The sequence below is a fragment of the Streptomyces sp. NPDC001381 genome, assembly GCF_042895685.1.
Classification (GTDB): Bacteria; Actinomycetota; Actinomycetes; order Streptomycetales; family Streptomycetaceae; genus Streptomyces.
This window is the reverse complement of the sequence record NZ_JBIAWO010000004.1, coordinates 69,284-84,535: the sequence shown is the minus strand read 5'-3', so window position 1 is coordinate 84,535 and position 15,252 is coordinate 69,284. Positions and strand designations below refer to the sequence as shown.

Genomic DNA, 15,252 nt, shown 5'->3' with positions numbered 1-15,252 from the left:
CCGCCACCCGGGACGGGCCACTTGACCTACGTCCTGCTCCACGTCCTGCTCTACGCCACGCTCCACGTCCTGCTCTGCGCCCTGCTCCACGTCCTGCCCTGCGCCCTCCCTTACTTCTTGGCCGCCTTCGCCGCCGCCTTCATCTCCTGTTTGTGCGCCCGCACCTTCGAGAGCGACTCCGGGCCGGTGATGTCGGCGACGGACCGGAAGGACTCCGGCTCGCCGTACGCTCCGGCCGCCTCGCGCCACCCCTCCGGGCGCACGCCGAGCTGCTTGCCGAGCAGGGCCAGGAAGATCTGTGCCTTCTGCTTGCCGAACCCGGGCAGCGCCTCCAGCCGTTTCAGCAGCTCCTTGCCGGTGCCGGCGTCCTTCCAGAGGGCCTCGGGGTCGCCGTCGTAGTGCTCGACGAGGTACTGGCACAGCTGCTGGATGCGCTTGGCCATGGAACCCGGGTAGCGGTGGACGGCCGGCTTCTCGGACAGCAGCGCGGCGAAGGCCTCCGGCTCCTGGGCGGCGATCTCGTGCGCGTCCAGGTCGCCGGCGCCGAGACGGTCGGCGATCGTCCGGGGGCCCTTGAACGCCCACTCCATCGGGACCTGCTGGTCCAGCAGCATCCCTACCAGCGCGGCCAGCGGGGAGCGGCCGAGCAGCTCGTCGGCTTCGGGGTCCTGGGCGAGGTGAAGGGTGACGTCCATGCGTCGATGATCCCGCGGTGGCCCTCAGCTCGCGCGCCAGTACCCCAGCGCGTGCGTGCGCTCCCTGGGAACGCCCAGCTCCTTGCGGACGTACGCGGACAGCGTGCGCGTGGTCCGGGTGTCGCAGGCGATCCAGACGTACGGGTCGGGCGTGGCCGCCAGCAGGGCCGGCAGCTCGGCCCGCACCCGCTCGACCAGCTCCGCGCGCGGGACGTGCCGTATCTCGTGCCGGGCCGGGTCCGTGCGGAACGGCAGCCCGACCGCCGTGCCCTCGGCATCCTCCGCGCTTTCGGCGTTCCCTGCGTTCTCGGTGTTCTCTGCGTTCTCGGCGTTCTCGAACCAGACGGTCGCCGGGGCCGTGCCCAGCGCGTCCAGCAGGGAGTTGATCGCGGGCAGGGAGGCCGGGTCGCCGATCGCGAGGATGTGCGAGGGGGCGGGGGAGGGCTCCTCGAAGCCGGTGCCCTGGACGGTCGCCTCGATGGTGTCGCCGGGCCGGGCGGCGCGCGCCCAGTCGCCGGCCGGGCCCTCGTGCAGGGCGAACTCCAGCGAGAAGGTGCCGGCCGCCGGATCGGGGTCGACCAGGGTGAACGCCCGCTGGTGCGGCTTGCCCGCGTTGTCGAACCACAGCCGCACCCACATCGTCGGGTGGACGGCGGTCGCGGCGAGCAGCCCGCCGTCGGTGAGGTGCAGCCGGCGGAAGCGCGGGGTGACGTCCTCGGCGCCGGTGACGGTCAGGGTGAAGTCCTTCGCCCGCATCAGTCTGAGGACCGCGCCCTCCCAGCCCCGCCCCTGCGCCATGACCGCTTCACCCCTCGCGTACGATTCCTGCACGATTGATTAGGTAAGCCTAACCTAAAGCGCTGAGCGCTTGTCAGTGACAGAAGGGCCACAGGGTGACGACCGAGATCCACAGAGACGCGTGGGGCGTCCCGCATCTGCGCGCGGCCGACGCGCGGGAACTCGCCCGCGCCCAGGGCCTGGTCACGGCCCGCGACAGGGCCTGGCAACTGGAGGTCGAGCGGCACCGGGCCCAGGGCACCTCGGCGTCCTTCCTCGGTCCGGAGGCCGTGGCCTGGGACGTCTTCGCCCGCCGAGTCCGCCTCGCCGACACCGCCCGCCGCTGCTTCGACCGGCTGGAGCGGCAGGATCCGGACACGGCCGCGTGGGTACGGGCGTACGTCGACGGCGTCAACGAAGGGCTCCACGCGACCCCCGAGTTCACCCGGGTCGGCCTGGCCCCCGGCCGCTGGGAACCCTGGACCCCGCTCGCCGTGTGGCTCTCCGTCCACATCCTGTTCGCCGGTTTCCCGGCCAAGCTGTGGCGCGAGGAGGCCGCCCGGCACCTCGGCCCCGACGCCGTCGGCCTGTTCGCCGCCGACGGCCCCGGCACCTCCGGCAGCAACGGCTGGCTGGTGAGCGGGGCCCGGACCGTCACCGGGCAGGCGGTCATCGCCGGCGATCCGCACCGCTTCATCGAGGATCCCGGGGTCTACCAGCAGATCCGCCTCGCCTGCGACGAGTTCGATGTCGTCGGGCTCGCCGTGCCGGGCGTCCCCGGCATCGCCCACTTCGGCCACACCGGCACCGTCGCCTGGGCCATCACCAACGCCATGGCCGACTACCAGGACCTCTACCGCGAACGGCTGCGCCGCACCGGCGCGGGCATCGAGGCCCTCGGCCCCGACGGCGCCTGGCACCGCGCCACCCGGCACATGGAGACCGTCGAGGTGGCCGGTGAGGACCCGGTCGAGATCGAGGTGATCGAAACCGCCCGCGGCCCGGTGATCGCGGGCGGCCCGGAGGGCCTGGAGAGCGGGGTGGTGTCGGAGGGGTTGCCGAGCGGGGTGGGGCCGGAGGAGTCGTCGGGCGGGGTGGTGCCGGACGGGCTGGGGAGCGGGGTGCTGCCGCAGGGGCTGGGGAGCGGAGTCGTGCCGGAAGGACCGGCGGCCTCCGGCCCCCGGAGCACCCCGGACACCCCGCAAGCGGCCCCTGCCTCGCAGGCGGCTCCTGCCTCGCAGGCGGCTCCTGCCTCGCAGGCGGCCCCCGCCCCGCAAGCGCCTCACACCTCACAAGCCCCCAACCCCCCGCACCCCCCGCACCCCCCGCACCCCCCGCACCCCCCGCACCCCCCGCACCCCCCCACCCACCCCCTGGCACTCGCCCTCCGTTACCCGCCCCGGGTCACCGAGGATCTCGGCTTCAGTGCGCTGCTGCCGCTGTTGCGGGCCCGGCGGGTCGGGGACGTGGACCGGGCCTTCGACCGGTGGGCCGAGCCGGTCAACGTCGTCCAGGCCGCCGACACCGAGGGCGGTCTGCTGCACCGGGTCGCGGGCCGGGTGCCCGTGCGGGCCGAGGCCAACGGCACCCGGCTGGTTCCCGCCTGGGAGCCGGGCCACGAGTGGACCGGCTGGCACGAGATGCCCCGCGCCGGTCTCACGGACGGCATCGCGGTCATGGCCAACCAGCGGGGCCCGGCCGCCCCCCTGGGCGTCGAGTTCGCCCCGCCCCACCGCGCCGACCGCATCCGCGCCCTGCTGGGCGAGAAGGAGTCCTGGGCCGCGTCCGACATGGCCGCGATCCACACGGACACCCACCTCGCCTCCGCCGCGCCGCTCCTCGACCACCTGGCGGCCCTCGACGACCTCACCGGACCCGCCGCCGAGCTGCGTGAACGCCTGCTGCGCTGGGACCGCCGCATGGACGCCGACAGCGAGGAGGCCGCCCGGTACGCGGCGCTGCGCGGTGCCCTCGTCCGCCGGCTCGCCGCGCACCCGGCCTTCGCCGCCCTGACCACCCCGCCCGCCTACCCCGAGGTCCTCCTCCCCTGGCTGGCCCTCCTGCCGCGCGTGGGCTTCGCCCTGGAACACCTCCTGCGCGCCGAGCACCTGTACGGCATCGACCGGCCGCAGCTCGTCCGGGAGGCCGTCGAGGAGGTCGCCGGACAGCCGCCCGCCCGCTGGGGCGACACCCACCGTCTGGCCCCCTGGCGGGCCCTGCCCGACCCCTCGTACGAGGGCCCCGCCCTCTCGGGCGACCACGACTGCGTGCTGTGCACGACGGCCGTGCCCGGCTGGACCGACCTCGCCGCGCGCGGCCCGGCGGCCCGTTACGTCTGGGACCTGGCCCGCCGCGAGGACAGCCTGTGGGTGGTCCCGCACGGCGCCTCCGGCCACCCCGACAGCCCGCACCACCACGACCAGCTGCCCTTGTGGCTCAAGGGCGAGCTGGCCCCGGTCGTCACCGACTGGGCACAGCTGACGAAGGAGAGCGATGTCTGACCGCCCTGTCCACACCTACGTCCACCAGGAGCACGTCGACGGCTTCGGCACCGTCGGCATCCGTCCCCTCGACGCCGAGGGCGACGCCGGCGTCGTCCACGGCTGGGTGAGAGAGGAACGGGCCGCGTTCTGGGGCATGACCGGTCTGACGCGGGACCAGGTCGCCGAGATCTACGCCCACATGGCGGGCCTGGACACCCATCACGCCTTCCTGGCCGAGCTGGACGGCACCCCGGCCGGCCTCCTCCAGACGTACGAGCCCGCCGAGGACCGGGTCGGCGAGTGCTACGAGGTCCGGCCCGGCGACATCGGTGTGCACGTGCTTCTCGCGTCCCCCGGTGAGCGGGGCGTGCGGCCGGGCTGGTCGGCGGCGCTGATGACCGCGTTCGCCTCGTACGTGCTGCTCGGCCTGGACCGGCAGCGGGTCGTGGTGGACCCGGACGTGCGCAACGAGAAGGCGATCGCCCGCTTCCTGCGCCAGGGCTTCGAGCCCGGGCCGCTGGTCACGCTGCCGGAGATCGACCTGCCGGACGTGTACCTGCCGGAGAAGAAGGCCCGACTGGCCTTCCTGCGGCGGGAGGTGGCCTTCCCGTAGCCTTCCCGGGTGACCGCCCCGCTCACTCCGGAAGACCTCGTCGCGCACTACGGGATGGAGCCGATCCCCCGTGAGGGCGGCCTGTTCCGCCGTACCTGGGCGGGGCCCGCCGGCCCCGACGGCCGCCCCGCCGGGTCCGCGATCGTCGCGCTGCTCACCGCCGACGACCACTCGGCCCTGCACCGCCTGCCCACCGACGAGGTCTGGCACTTCTACCTCGGCGACCCGCTGGAGCTGCTGCTCCTCGCCCCCGACGGCACCTCCCGCACGGCCGTGCTCGGCCCGGACGTGCTCGGCGGGCAGCAGCCGCAGCTCACGGTCCCGGCGCGCACCTGGATGGGCGCGCGGACCCGGGGCGCCTGGACCTTCTTCGGCTGCACGATGGCCCCCGGGTTCACCTACGGGGACTACGAACACGGGGACGCGGCGGCTCTGACGGCGCGTTATCCGGACCGTGCCGCACAGATCGCGGGACTGTGCCGTCCATGACGTTGCTGGCGGGCCAGGTGGCCCTGATCACGGGTGCGGGCGGCGGGATCGGCCGCGGCATCGCGCTGCGGTTCGCGCGGGAGGGCGCGGCGGTGGCGCTGCACTGCCGTACCGGGGACGAGGCGGCGCGCGCCCTGGCGGAGCAGATCGGTGACCGGGCCGTCGTGCTGCCGGGCGCCGATCTCACCGTCGAGGACGAGTGCCGCAGGGTGGTGGCGCAGGCCGCCGAGTGGGGCGGGGGACGGCTCGACGCGCTGGTGAACAACGCGGGCGTACAACCGGTGCGGGAGCTGCCCGGGATGCCGGCGGCGGACTGGCGGGCGGTCGTGGACACCAACCTGACCAGCGTGTTCGCCTGTACGCAGGCGGCTGCCGAGGTGATGCGGGAGCAGGGCGGCGGGACCGTCACGCACATCGCCTCGGTGGAGGCCCGGATGCCCGTGGAGGGGCACGCCCACTACGCGGCCTCCAAGGCGGCGGTCGTGATGCACGCCCGCGCGGCCGCGCTGGAGTACGGGCCCCACGGCATCCGCGTCAACACGGTCTCGCCCGGCCTGATCGACCGTGCGGGACTGGAGGAGGCCTGGCCGGAGGGGGTGCGGCGGTGGCGGGAGGCGGTCGCGGTGGGCCGGCTGGGCCGCCCGGAGGACGTCGGTGACGCGTGCGTGTTCCTGGCCTCGCGGCTGGCGTCCTGGGTGACCGGCCACGACCTGGTGGTGGACGGCGGTGTGTCGGCGCGGCCGACGTGGTGAACCGGAGCCGGGGTGGTGAACCGGATGTCCTGTGCATGCGTACGTATCCCCGAGCACGCGAGTCTCGAGTGGCGGCAAGACGGAGCGGGTGACGTGAGCGAAGGGCGCGATGGCGGACGACACGGCAGTGGGCGAAGGCGACTTCAGGGGCTGGTGCTGCTGGGCACCGTGCTGGTCCTGCTCCTCCTCGGCGGCGGACCGGCCTCGGCGCACGCGGCCCTCCGCTCCACCGATCCCACCGACGGAAGCGTCGTCAGGACGTCGCCCCGCAGCATCACCCTCACCTTCACCGAGTCGGTAGGCCTCCTCGACGACTCCTTCCGCCTCCTCGACCCCGACAACCAGCGGGTCGAGCTGGGCGGGTCGGGGCATGTGGAGGACCGTTCGGACACCGTGCGGGTCGACCTGCCGAAGAAGCTCGGCACCGGCACGTTCACGATGGCCTGGCGCGTGGTGTCGGCCGACAGCCACCCGGTGTCCGGCGCCTTCACCTTCTCCGTGGGCAAGGCGTCGCCGACCATGGCCGTCCTGCCCTCCACCGCCACCGAGGACCCGGCGACCGACGGGCTCTACAACATCGGCCGCTACCTCGCGTACGTCGCGGCGGCCCTCCTCGTCGGTACGGCGGGCTTCGTCGCCGTGTGCCGTCCGCCGGACACCCGCCCGCTGCGCGGGCCACTGCTGACCGGCGGCTGGACGCTGGCCGGCTCGACCGTGTTCCTGTTCTTCCTCCGCGCCCCCTACGAGGCCGGCGCCGGCCCGTCCGGCGCGCTGGACCCGTCCGGCCTGACCCGCACGCTGGACGGCCGCCCCGGGCTGGCCCTGGTGGCGCGCCTGCTGCTGGTGGCCGCGGCGGCGGCGCTTCTCCTACGACAGCGCGGGCGCCCGGAGCCGTCCCGCGCCGCCCTCGCGGGGGGCGCCGCCCTCGCGGTCGGCCTCGCGCTGACCTGGGCGGCGGCCGAGCACGCGTCGGCCGGCATCCAGGTCCCGCTGGCGATGGCCTCCTCGGTGCTGCACCTGCTGGCGATGGCGGTGTGGCTGGGCGGCCTCGTGGCCCTGCTCACGCTGCTGCCCCGCGCGTCCGTGCCCTCGCGGGTGGTCACCCGTTTCTCCCGGCTGGCCGGGATCTCGGTGACCGTCCTGGTGGTGACGGGTGTCTACCAGTCCTGGCGCGGTCTCGGGTCGGCCTCGGCGCTGACGGAGACGACGTACGGGCGGGTCCTGCTCGCGAAGCTGGCCGCGGTGGCGGTGCTGCTGGCGGCGGGGGCGTGGTCGAGGGCCACGGTGACCAGGCAGGGGAATGTGACGAAGCAGAGGACGGTGACGGTGGAGGCGGCCGCGCAGAAGGAGGCCCGGGTGCTGGAGACGGTACCGGCGGGCGGACCGCCGGCGCGGAAGGAGCCGACGGACACCAGGGAGGCGACGGACACCGGGGACGGCACCGACTCCCCGGAGGCCGCGGACACCGGCGCCACCGCGGCCGGCACGGCCGCGACGGACACCGTGGAAGCCGGAGACGTCGGGGAAGCCGGAGACACCGCGGACGCGGCGGACTCCGCTGCCCCCGCCGGCTCCGGGCGGTCCGTCCCGTCGGCCGGCACCTCCGGGCCGGCGCCGCGCCTCACTCCCGCCGAGGCCGCGCACAGCCGCGCGCTGCGGCGGTCGGTGCTCCTGGAGGTCGCCGTCTCCGTCGTGGTGCTCGTCCTCACGACGATCCTGACGGGCACCCTGCCGGGCCGGGCCGCGGCCGAGGCGGCCACCACCCAGCAGTCCGCGGGGCTGCCCGTCGCCTCCGTCACCACGATCCCCTTCGACCTCGGCAAGCCCGGCCTGCGCGGCAAGGTGCAGATCACCCTCGACCCCGGCCGGGTCGGCGACAACTCGGTGCAGGCGGTGGTCTACGGCCCCGACGGCGGCTTCGTCACCATCCCCGAACTGCGGCTGTCCTTCACTCTTCCCGGCCAGGACATCGGCCCCCTCGACGCCAAGGTCACCGACCGCGGCGGCTACTGGGGCTCCGACGACCTCAACCTGCCCATCCCGGGCACCTGGGAGATGAAGGCGACGATCCGGGTGTCGGACATCGACCAGGTGAGCGAGACGAGGGACGTGCGCATCGACCGCTGAGGCCGGTGGGGAAGGCGTGGGCGGTTCCGCCTTCGGCGGCCCCGGCGACCCGACGGCCGCCGCCCTGAGGCAGGCCTACGGCGCCTCGCGCACCCCCGTCGGCACGTCGGCCGAGTCCGACGTCCTGGTCCTGCGCGGTACGGGCCCTGGATCACCCGGGACGGGCTGGGAATCCCCGGCGACCCCGGCGACACCGGCGACCCCGGCGGCCCCTGCAACCCTGGCGGCCCCATCAGCCCCGGCGGCCCCGTGCCGCCCGAGCACGTCTCCGACGCCGGAGGGATCCCCGCCCGGGCGGCCAGGATCTGGCTGCGCTCCGAAACGACCGGAGGGCGCTCCACCTGCCACAACGGTCGAAAAATGTCCCCTGCCGAGCACATGTGGCCAACGGAGGACAGCTTTGTTTCTGAAACGGTTTGTGTTCGACCCGTTGACACTCCGTACACGCCCCCTTACAGTCTCGCCAGCATTCCGACCGTGTGACGGTATTTCGAACAGCTGAAAGGCGAGTGCCCTGCGCATCACCGGAATCAGCACCGACGTCGGCGATCCGCGGGACACCGAGACACTCGGGCATCGCCTGAAGCGAGGTGCCGGGCGGTCTGACGCGCGCACACTCCCGCGCGATCCACCGGCTGTTCACGGCTTGTGAGACCCCGCGCACCGAGATCTCCCACGACCTGGGCGGACCGTGTGCGCGTTCACATGGCCGCGGAGCCCCCCGGCACCCCTGCGCCGGAGCCGGGCACCGGCCACCGCCCGGGAGCGGGTGCGGCGCGCGAACGGCCCGCGTACGACCCACGTACGACCGCGCCCGACCTGCTCGACGGCTGCCCGGCCCGCGCCACCGCGTCCGCTCCGGCATCTGACGCGCCGTCATCCTCTCAACGACGAGAAGAACAAGGAACGATCACCATGCGCAACCGAAGAGCCGCCCTCGCCTCCCTCGCCGGAGCCTCCCTCGCCCTCACCCTGTCCGCCTGCGGCAAGGACAGCGCGAGCACCACCAAGGGCGGCACCGTCGGCATCGCCATGCCGACCCGGGCCTCCGAGCGCTGGCTCAACGACGGCAAGAGCATGGTCACCGACCTGAAGAACAAGGGCTACCAGACCAAGCTGGTCTACGGCGACGACGACCCCAAGGCCCAGGTCTCGCAGATCGCGGACCTGATCGAGCAGCGCGTCGACGCGCTGGTCGTCGCGGCCATCGACAACAGGTCGCTGAACGACGTGCTCAAGAAGGCCGCCGCCGAGGACATCCCGGTGATCTCCTACGACCGGCTCATCCTCGGCACCGAGAACGTCGACTACTACGTCTCCTTCGACAACGAGCAGGTCGGCCGGCTCCAGGCCCTCTACATCGTGGACAAGCTCGGCCTGGACGACGGCAAGGGCCCGTTCAACATCGAGCTGTTCGCCGGGTCCCCCGACGACAACAACACCAGATACTTCTTCGACGGCGCGATGCACCTCCTCCAGCCGTACCTGGACAAGAAACAGCTGGTCGTCCAGTCCGGCCAGACCGCGCTCAAGCAGGTCACCACCCTGCGCTGGGACGGGCCGACGGCGCGCAAGCGCATGAACGGCATCCTCAGCTCGTCCTACGTGAACAGGAAGGTCGACGCGGTCCTGTCGCCGTACGACGGCATCTCCATCGGCGTCCTGTCCGCGCTGAAGTCGTACGGGTACGGCTCCGCCGGCAAGCCCTTCCCGGTCATCACCGGCCAGGACGCCGAACTGGCCTCGGTGAAGTCCATCATCGCGGGTGAGCAGTCGCAGACGGTCTACAAGGACATCCACCAACTCGCCGAGGTCGCCGCGGACATGGTCGACGACATCCTCAACGGCAGGACCCCGCGGCTGAACAACAGGAGGTCCTACAAGAACGGCGCCAAGGCCGTGCCCTCCTACCTGCTGCAGCCCACGAGCGTCGACAAGAGCAACTACGAGTACGTCCTGGTCGCGGGCGGCTACTACACCGACGCCGAGCTCAAGTAGCCCGCGGGAAAGGCTCGTCGGGCTCCCGCGGCACCACACCCCGGCGTTCGAACGTCGTGCTCGAACGCTCCGCGGTCACAGTCGGCCGCCCCGCGGTGTGAGAGCGGTGCAACGAGATGTCCCACACGGTCTAACAGGCGGGAAACCGGCCGTCGCCACGGCCGGACTAGCGTCGTGGCATGAGGGTGTGGACGCCGGTGCGGCCGCTGCACGACAGGCTCGCCGTGATCGCCAAAAGCGTTTTAGGCAAAGGGAGTTCGGTACGTCACCGTGGGGGCCGAACGGCTCGCGGGAGGCGGCCGGTGCCCGGCTGGCGCAGCATCAGGGGCCGGGTGGCCGTGGTCGTCACCGTCCCGGTCTGCCTGCTGCTGACCGTGGCCGGTCTCGCGGTGTACGGCCGCGCCGAGGCCCTCGGCGACGCCCGCGCCACCCGCGCCGAGGTCGGCCTCAGTCTGCGCATCCAGGGCCTCGTGCACCAGCTGCAACGCGAACGCGGCCTGACCAACGGTCTGTTGGGCGGTGAGGAGCAGTTCCGCCCGCTTCTCGCCACCACCCGCGAGCACGTCGACACGGCCCTGCGGGACATGCGCCGCGAGAGCGCGGTCGAGGACGTCGTCCAGCGGCGCCTGCGACGCCTGGCCGGCATCCGCTCCGCCGCCGACGCGGGTACCGCCGACCAGGCGGCCACCCTCACCTTCTACACCGGCGCCGTCGACGCCCTCAACGCCGTCGATCCGGTGGCGGGGAGCGCGACCGGCACCGACCGCCGGCTGCGCGACGGGCTGGCCGCACTGCGGGAGCTGGCCGCCGCCGAGGAGTCCGTCGCACTCGAACGAGGGCTGCTCAACGGCGTGTTCGCCCAAGGCACCTTCCACGGCCGCACGTACATCGACTTCACCGAGGTGCGCGCGACACGGGTCGCCGCCCTCGACCGCTTCCGGACCGTCGCCACCGCACCGCAGCGCGCGGCCCTGGAGAAGGCCTTCACCACCGCGGACGCCGAACGCGCCACGACCTACGAGAAACAGGCGGAGGGCGCCGCCGAGGGCACCCCGCTGCGCGCGGCCGCCGGTGCCTGGTGGGACGCGATGACCGTACTCGTCGACGATCTGTACGCCGTCCAGCAGTCGGTCGGTGACGACGTACGGCACCGGGCCGACCGGCTCAGTCACGAGGCCGAACTGGCCCTCACCGCCTACCTCCTCGCGGGCACGCTCATCGCCGCCCTCGTCATGGGCCTCGCCGCCTTCGCCTCCCGGTCCCTCACGCGCCCGCTGCGGGCCCTCGCCGAGACCGCCCACGACGTGGCGCGGCACCGGCTGCCCGAGGCCGTCGCCCGTATCCAGCACGCGCCGCAGGACCATGCGCGGCCCCTCCCGCCGAAGGACGCGCCGGACGACCCCGACGCTCGGCTGCTGGGCGGCGCGGCGGAGATCGCCGAGGTCGCGGTGTCCCTGCACCAGGTGGAGCACACCGCCCTCCAGCTGGCCGCCCAGCAGGCCGGCCTGCGCCGCAACACCACCGAGTCGCTCGCCAACCTCGGCCGCCGCAACCAGAACCTGGTGCGCCGCCAGCTCGGCCTCATCACCCGCCTCGAACGGCAGGAACTCGACCCGGACGCGCTCGCCGAGCTCTTCGAACTCGACCACCTCGCCACCCGCATGCGGCGCAACGCCGAAAGCCTGCTGGTCCTGGCCGGGCAGAACTCCCCCCGGCCCCCCATGGCACCCGCCGACGGCCTGGAGGTCGTCCAGTCCGCGGTCGCCGAGGTGGAGCAGTACCGACGGGTCCTGATCGCGGCCGTGGAGCCGGTACGGGTGCGCGGGCACGCCGTCGCGGATGTCGCGCACCTGCTCGCCGAACTCATCGAGAACGGGCTGAACTTCTCGCCGCCGACGGAACCGGTCGAGGTGCACGGCTGGTTCGACGCCGAGGACGACACCTACTCGTTCGCCGTCGTCGACCACGGCGTCGGCATGTCCGCGGCCGACAAGGAACGTGCGGGCGCCCTGTTCTCCGGCTCGGGCGAGGACGTGCTCCTCACCGCGCCCACCCGCTTCCTCGGCCATCTCGTCGTCGGCCGGCTCGCACACCGTCTCGGCGAAGGCACCCGCGTCCACCTCTTCGACACGCCCGGCGGCGGCTTGTCCGCACTCCTCGTCCTCCCGGGGCGCCTCCTCGCACCGGCCGAGGACTCCCCGACCGCAGCACCACCCCCGCCCGCCCGGCCCTCCGTCTCCTCACTGCTGAACGGCTTCCGGGCAGGTGTCGCCCGCGCCGAGGCCAGAAACCCCCAAGGAGCGTCATCGTGACCACCGCCGTCCAGAGCTTCGGCTGGCTCGTCTCGGAGTTCGTACGCACCACCGACGGCGTCACCGACGCCGTGGCCGTCTCCTCCGACGGCCTGCTCATGGCCGCCTCGGACACCCTCGGCCGGGACCGCGCCGACCACCTCGCCGCCGTCGTCTCCGGCATCACCAGCCTCGCCCAGAACGCGGCGACGACCCACGGCTTCCACGGCATGAAGCTCGTCATGATCGAAATGCTCGGCGGCTTCCTCATGGTCGGCCGCATCCGCGACGGCAGCTGCCTCGGCGTCCTCGCCGCCGAAGGATGCGACGTCGGTCTCGTCGGCTACGAGATGTCCGTCCTCGCCGACCGCGCCGGCGAACTCCTCACCCCCCAGCTGATCCTCGAACTGCAGGCGGCGCCCAGATGACGGCGGCCACTGGAGGCAGTCGGCTCCCGCACGCGGAAGCACCACGACGGGAGCGCCGTCCTGAGTGCCCGCACGCCGCACCCGCCGCACGCGTCATCCACGCAGCTGGGCGGGTGCCCCCGGGGCAGGAAGATCCGGCTCTCCCCCGTCGTTCATCGGCGTGCCCGACGGATAGCGGGCGCACTCGGCGTACGCGGCGACTTCCAGACGGCCACGGGGGTATGTCGCGACCCACACCGTGTCGTCGCTGTCAGGAGGCTGCAGACGCAGTTGGATCGCGTGATTGACGCTCTCGTACGTGGTGACCTTCCACCCTCGTTCCGTCAGTTGCTTCCGTGCCCGTCGCAGCGCCGTCATGGCCTGGCCCGAAGGGACACCCTTCAGTGCCCATTCGCTGCTCACACTGACCACGCCCGGCATGCTCGGCGGGGTGTCGTTCAGTTGCCCGGGGAAGTGCTTCAGACCTCGATAGGTGCAGCTGGAGTCGGCCTGCTGACCTTCTCCAGGCCAGTCGGGGTCCAGTTCGGCGTCCGGCAGAGCAAGCGCGTCGTAGACGGACTGGGTGTGACCGTCCAGCCGTAGGGCTGTGACGGACGGATCCTCGACGGGATAGGGATCGCCCTCCCAGAGCCGCTCGGCACACCGAGCCAGCCCCACCGCCCCGGCCACTGCCAGCACCGCAGCCGACGCAACGAGGATCTTCCGGCGCCGCCCGAGGCGGTTGCGTCGCTGTGTCATGCGCAGCATCGTGCGCAGGACACCGGGCGGCCGGCATGAGCACCTGTACTCAGTCGTCCTTGGGTACGGTCGCGCGACCTCGGACGGCCCGGAGACGGCCCCAGCTCTGCCGCACTCGACCGTCAGACGGACAACGTCGATGGGCCCCGCTGCAAGCAGCGGGGCCCATCGACATCGTGCCCGGTGAGGCACTGGCGGAGGATACGAGATGCGAACTCGTGAGGGGTTGCCCCCAACACGCTTTCCAGATGTTCGTCCGGGGGGTCGGGCTTGATCAGCGGTGTCCTGACCTGCGGTGAAACAGGGCTGTGGTCAGGTGATGAACGGGCCTGAACGGCAGCGAATGCAACCAGAACTGCAACCAGGGGTTCAGTTCCTGCTCACTCCCTGCGCCAGGCGCTGAGCAGTTCCTCGGGGCCGTACACCGCCTGGAGGCCGGAACAGCCGACCCCGCTGCGGGAGACCGCCACGAGCGGTACCGGCTCGTCGGTGATCGCGGCCCGGTGCTTCTGGAGTGCGGCCAGGTCGTGGCTGTCGAACGCGGAGTTCTCCAGCCACTTGACCGAGCCGAGGAAGCGCAACTGCTTGGCTACTGGCTGCCGGTCGGCGCCCACCAGGTCGATTTCGACGTCGTTGCTGCGGGTCCAGTACCCGCCGACCGCCGGGGCCGCGGGCAGGAGACCGTCCGGCAGGAGGCGGGCGAGGGATTCCCGGACCAGGGGCTCGATCGCGCGGCCTCGCCAGCTCGTCCACTGCTCCTTGATCCGGCTCAGGGTGAGATCTCCCCGCATCCGCTCGATCTCCGCCATGTGCGGATCCAGAAACGCGAGCCAGAACCGGAGATAGGGGTCGGCCACGCGGTAGCGGCGTTCCTTCGACGGCCTCAGCGAGAGCGGCAGCTCGGCGGCCACGACCCGCTTCTCGGTCAGGACGTCAGTGGCTCGGGTGAGAGTGGTGTGGGCGATGCCGCCGGCCGCGCGAGCGATGTTGGTGAAGGTTCGCTCCCCGGATCCGATGGCCCGCAGCACCTCCCTGCTCATCGCCTGCGGTGGAAACTCCGCGGCCAGTGAGCGCTCGGCGGAGACCAGCAGCGCCGAGATCGGGTTGTCCAGCGAGTCGCGGAGGAACTCCCAGACGTCTGCTCCGGCCCGCCACTCGGCGCAGATCAGGGGGAGCCCTCCAGTGATCAGAGCGGCGTCGAACGCGGCTGCCGCTGACAGGCCGAGCATCTCGCCGATGTCGGCCGGGCTCAGAGGCCCCACGATCATTTCCCGGCCCCGTTGGTGAAAGGGGCGGTCGTAGCTGTTCAGCGCCTCCATCATCGACAGATCGGATCCGACCAGGAGGAGAAGTACCGGCTTGCGGCTGAGCAGCCGGTCCCATGCCCGCTGGAGCATGCCCTCGAAGGCATCGATGCGGTCCATGAGATACGGAACCTCGTCGATGACGACCACGCTCGGGCTGTCGTCGGGAAGGATTTCCGCGAGCAGCCTGAACGCCGCGTTCCACTGCCTCGGGGTCTCCTCCGAGAACAGTCCCCGCTCCGGCAGGGTGGACCTGGCGACGGCATCGAGCAGCTCCGACAGTTCGTCCTCCGCGGTGCCGCCCGCCGCGGTGAAGAAGAGGTACGGCGTCTCGGTGCGCCGGAGGAACTCCTCGACGAGGCTGGACTTGCCGACCCGCCGCCTTCCCCGCATGAGGACGCACTGCCCCGGTTTCGCCGACCCAACGGCAGAGCGAACCGCCTGCAAGGCGTTGCCGAGCACGCTCAGCTCGCGATCCCGCCCGATGAAACGACGCACACAAACCTCCCGGCAGGGATAGTATCGACAGAGATACTATCGCTGTCGATACTATCCTG

12 protein-coding genes are annotated in these 15,252 nt (G+C 72.5%); 8 read left to right on the top strand and 4 right to left on the bottom strand.

Annotated features, from left to right (window positions below):
- Positions 1-110 precede the first annotated feature (110 nt).
- Positions 111-695 carry an HhH-GPD-type base excision DNA repair protein gene (locus ACFY2L_RS18930; protein ID WP_390662274.1) on the bottom strand — a complete coding sequence of 195 codons (585 nt, stop codon included), beginning with the start codon at positions 693-695 and terminating at the stop codon, positions 111-113.
- A 24-nt stretch (positions 696-719) separates the two neighbouring features.
- The gene (locus tag ACFY2L_RS18925) at positions 720-1,493 is read right to left on the bottom strand and encodes a siderophore-interacting protein (RefSeq protein ID WP_390822861.1); all 774 of its coding nucleotides are present in this window, start codon (positions 1,491-1,493) and stop codon (positions 720-722) included.
- A 95-nt stretch (positions 1,494-1,588) separates the two neighbouring features.
- On the opposite strand from ACFY2L_RS18925, the gene ACFY2L_RS18920 reads away from it, so the two are divergent.
- The 8 genes from ACFY2L_RS18920 to ACFY2L_RS18885 all read left to right on the top strand — a co-directional run bounded on the left by ACFY2L_RS18920 (position 1,589) and on the right by ACFY2L_RS18885 (position 12,653).
- Positions 1,589-3,973 carry a penicillin acylase family protein gene (locus tag ACFY2L_RS18920; protein WP_390822860.1) on the top strand — a complete coding sequence of 795 codons (2,385 nt, stop codon included), beginning with the start codon at positions 1,589-1,591 and terminating at the stop codon, positions 3,971-3,973.
- The gene (locus ACFY2L_RS18915) at positions 3,966-4,568 is read left to right on the top strand and encodes a GNAT family N-acetyltransferase (RefSeq protein WP_390822859.1); all 603 of its coding nucleotides are present in this window, start codon (positions 3,966-3,968) and stop codon (positions 4,566-4,568) included. Before ACFY2L_RS18920 ends, ACFY2L_RS18915 begins: the two co-directional genes overlap by 8 nt.
- Before the next feature lie 9 nt (positions 4,569-4,577).
- Positions 4,578-5,057 carry a cupin domain-containing protein gene (locus ACFY2L_RS18910; protein WP_390822858.1) on the top strand — a complete coding sequence of 160 codons (480 nt, stop codon included), beginning with the start codon at positions 4,578-4,580 and terminating at the stop codon, positions 5,055-5,057.
- Positions 5,054-5,809: an SDR family NAD(P)-dependent oxidoreductase gene (locus ACFY2L_RS18905; protein WP_390662279.1), complete on the top strand. Its 756-nt coding sequence runs from the start codon at positions 5,054-5,056 to the stop codon at positions 5,807-5,809. The genes ACFY2L_RS18910 and ACFY2L_RS18905 overlap by 4 nt, the downstream gene beginning before the upstream one ends.
- A gap of 153 nt (positions 5,810-5,962) precedes the next feature.
- Positions 5,963-7,936: a copper resistance CopC/CopD family protein gene (locus tag ACFY2L_RS18900; protein WP_390823190.1), complete on the top strand. Its 1,974-nt coding sequence runs from the start codon at positions 5,963-5,965 to the stop codon at positions 7,934-7,936.
- A 915-nt stretch (positions 7,937-8,851) separates the two neighbouring features.
- A complete protein-coding gene (chvE, locus tag ACFY2L_RS18895) occupies positions 8,852-9,934 on the top strand; it encodes a multiple monosaccharide ABC transporter substrate-binding protein (protein ID WP_390662280.1) in 1,083 nt (360 codons plus the stop codon).
- Between the two features lie 302 nt (positions 9,935-10,236).
- Positions 10,237-12,246, top strand: coding sequence for a nitrate- and nitrite sensing domain-containing protein (locus ACFY2L_RS18890; RefSeq protein WP_390822857.1), 2,010 nt, complete (start codon positions 10,237-10,239; stop codon positions 12,244-12,246).
- On the top strand, positions 12,243-12,653 hold the full coding sequence (locus ACFY2L_RS18885; protein ID WP_390662282.1) for a roadblock/LC7 domain-containing protein: 411 nt from the start codon (positions 12,243-12,245) through the stop codon (positions 12,651-12,653). The genes ACFY2L_RS18890 and ACFY2L_RS18885 overlap by 4 nt, the downstream gene beginning before the upstream one ends.
- A gap of 93 nt (positions 12,654-12,746) precedes the next feature.
- Here the strand turns inward: ACFY2L_RS18885 and ACFY2L_RS18880 are convergent, their stop codons facing one another.
- Entirely contained in the window at positions 12,747-13,391 is a 645-nt protein-coding gene (locus ACFY2L_RS18880; protein WP_390822856.1) for a hypothetical protein, read from the bottom strand.
- Between the two features lie 380 nt (positions 13,392-13,771).
- Positions 13,772-15,193: an ATP-binding protein gene (locus ACFY2L_RS18875; RefSeq protein ID WP_390822855.1), complete on the bottom strand. Its 1,422-nt coding sequence runs from the start codon at positions 15,191-15,193 to the stop codon at positions 13,772-13,774.
- Positions 15,194-15,252 lie beyond the last annotated feature (59 nt).

Bases quoted from the DNA above. Each gene is read 5' to 3' on its own strand.
- ACFY2L_RS18930 (WP_390662274.1), bottom strand. From the start codon at position 695: ATGGACGTCACCCTTCACCTCGCCCAGGACCCCGAAGCCGACGAGCTG.
- ACFY2L_RS18905 (WP_390662279.1), top strand. From the start codon at position 5,054: ATGACGTTGCTGGCGGGCCAGGTGGCCCTGATCACGGGTGCGGGCGGC.
- chvE (WP_390662280.1), top strand. From the start codon at position 8,852: ATGCGCAACCGAAGAGCCGCCCTCGCCTCCCTCGCCGGAGCCTCCCTC.
- ACFY2L_RS18915 (WP_390822859.1), top strand. From the start codon at position 3,966: ATGTCTGACCGCCCTGTCCACACCTACGTCCACCAGGAGCACGTCGAC.
- ACFY2L_RS18880 (WP_390822856.1), bottom strand. From the start codon at position 13,391: ATGACACAGCGACGCAACCGCCTCGGGCGGCGCCGGAAGATCCTCGTT.
- ACFY2L_RS18925 (WP_390822861.1), bottom strand. From the start codon at position 1,493: ATGGCGCAGGGGCGGGGCTGGGAGGGCGCGGTCCTCAGACTGATGCGG.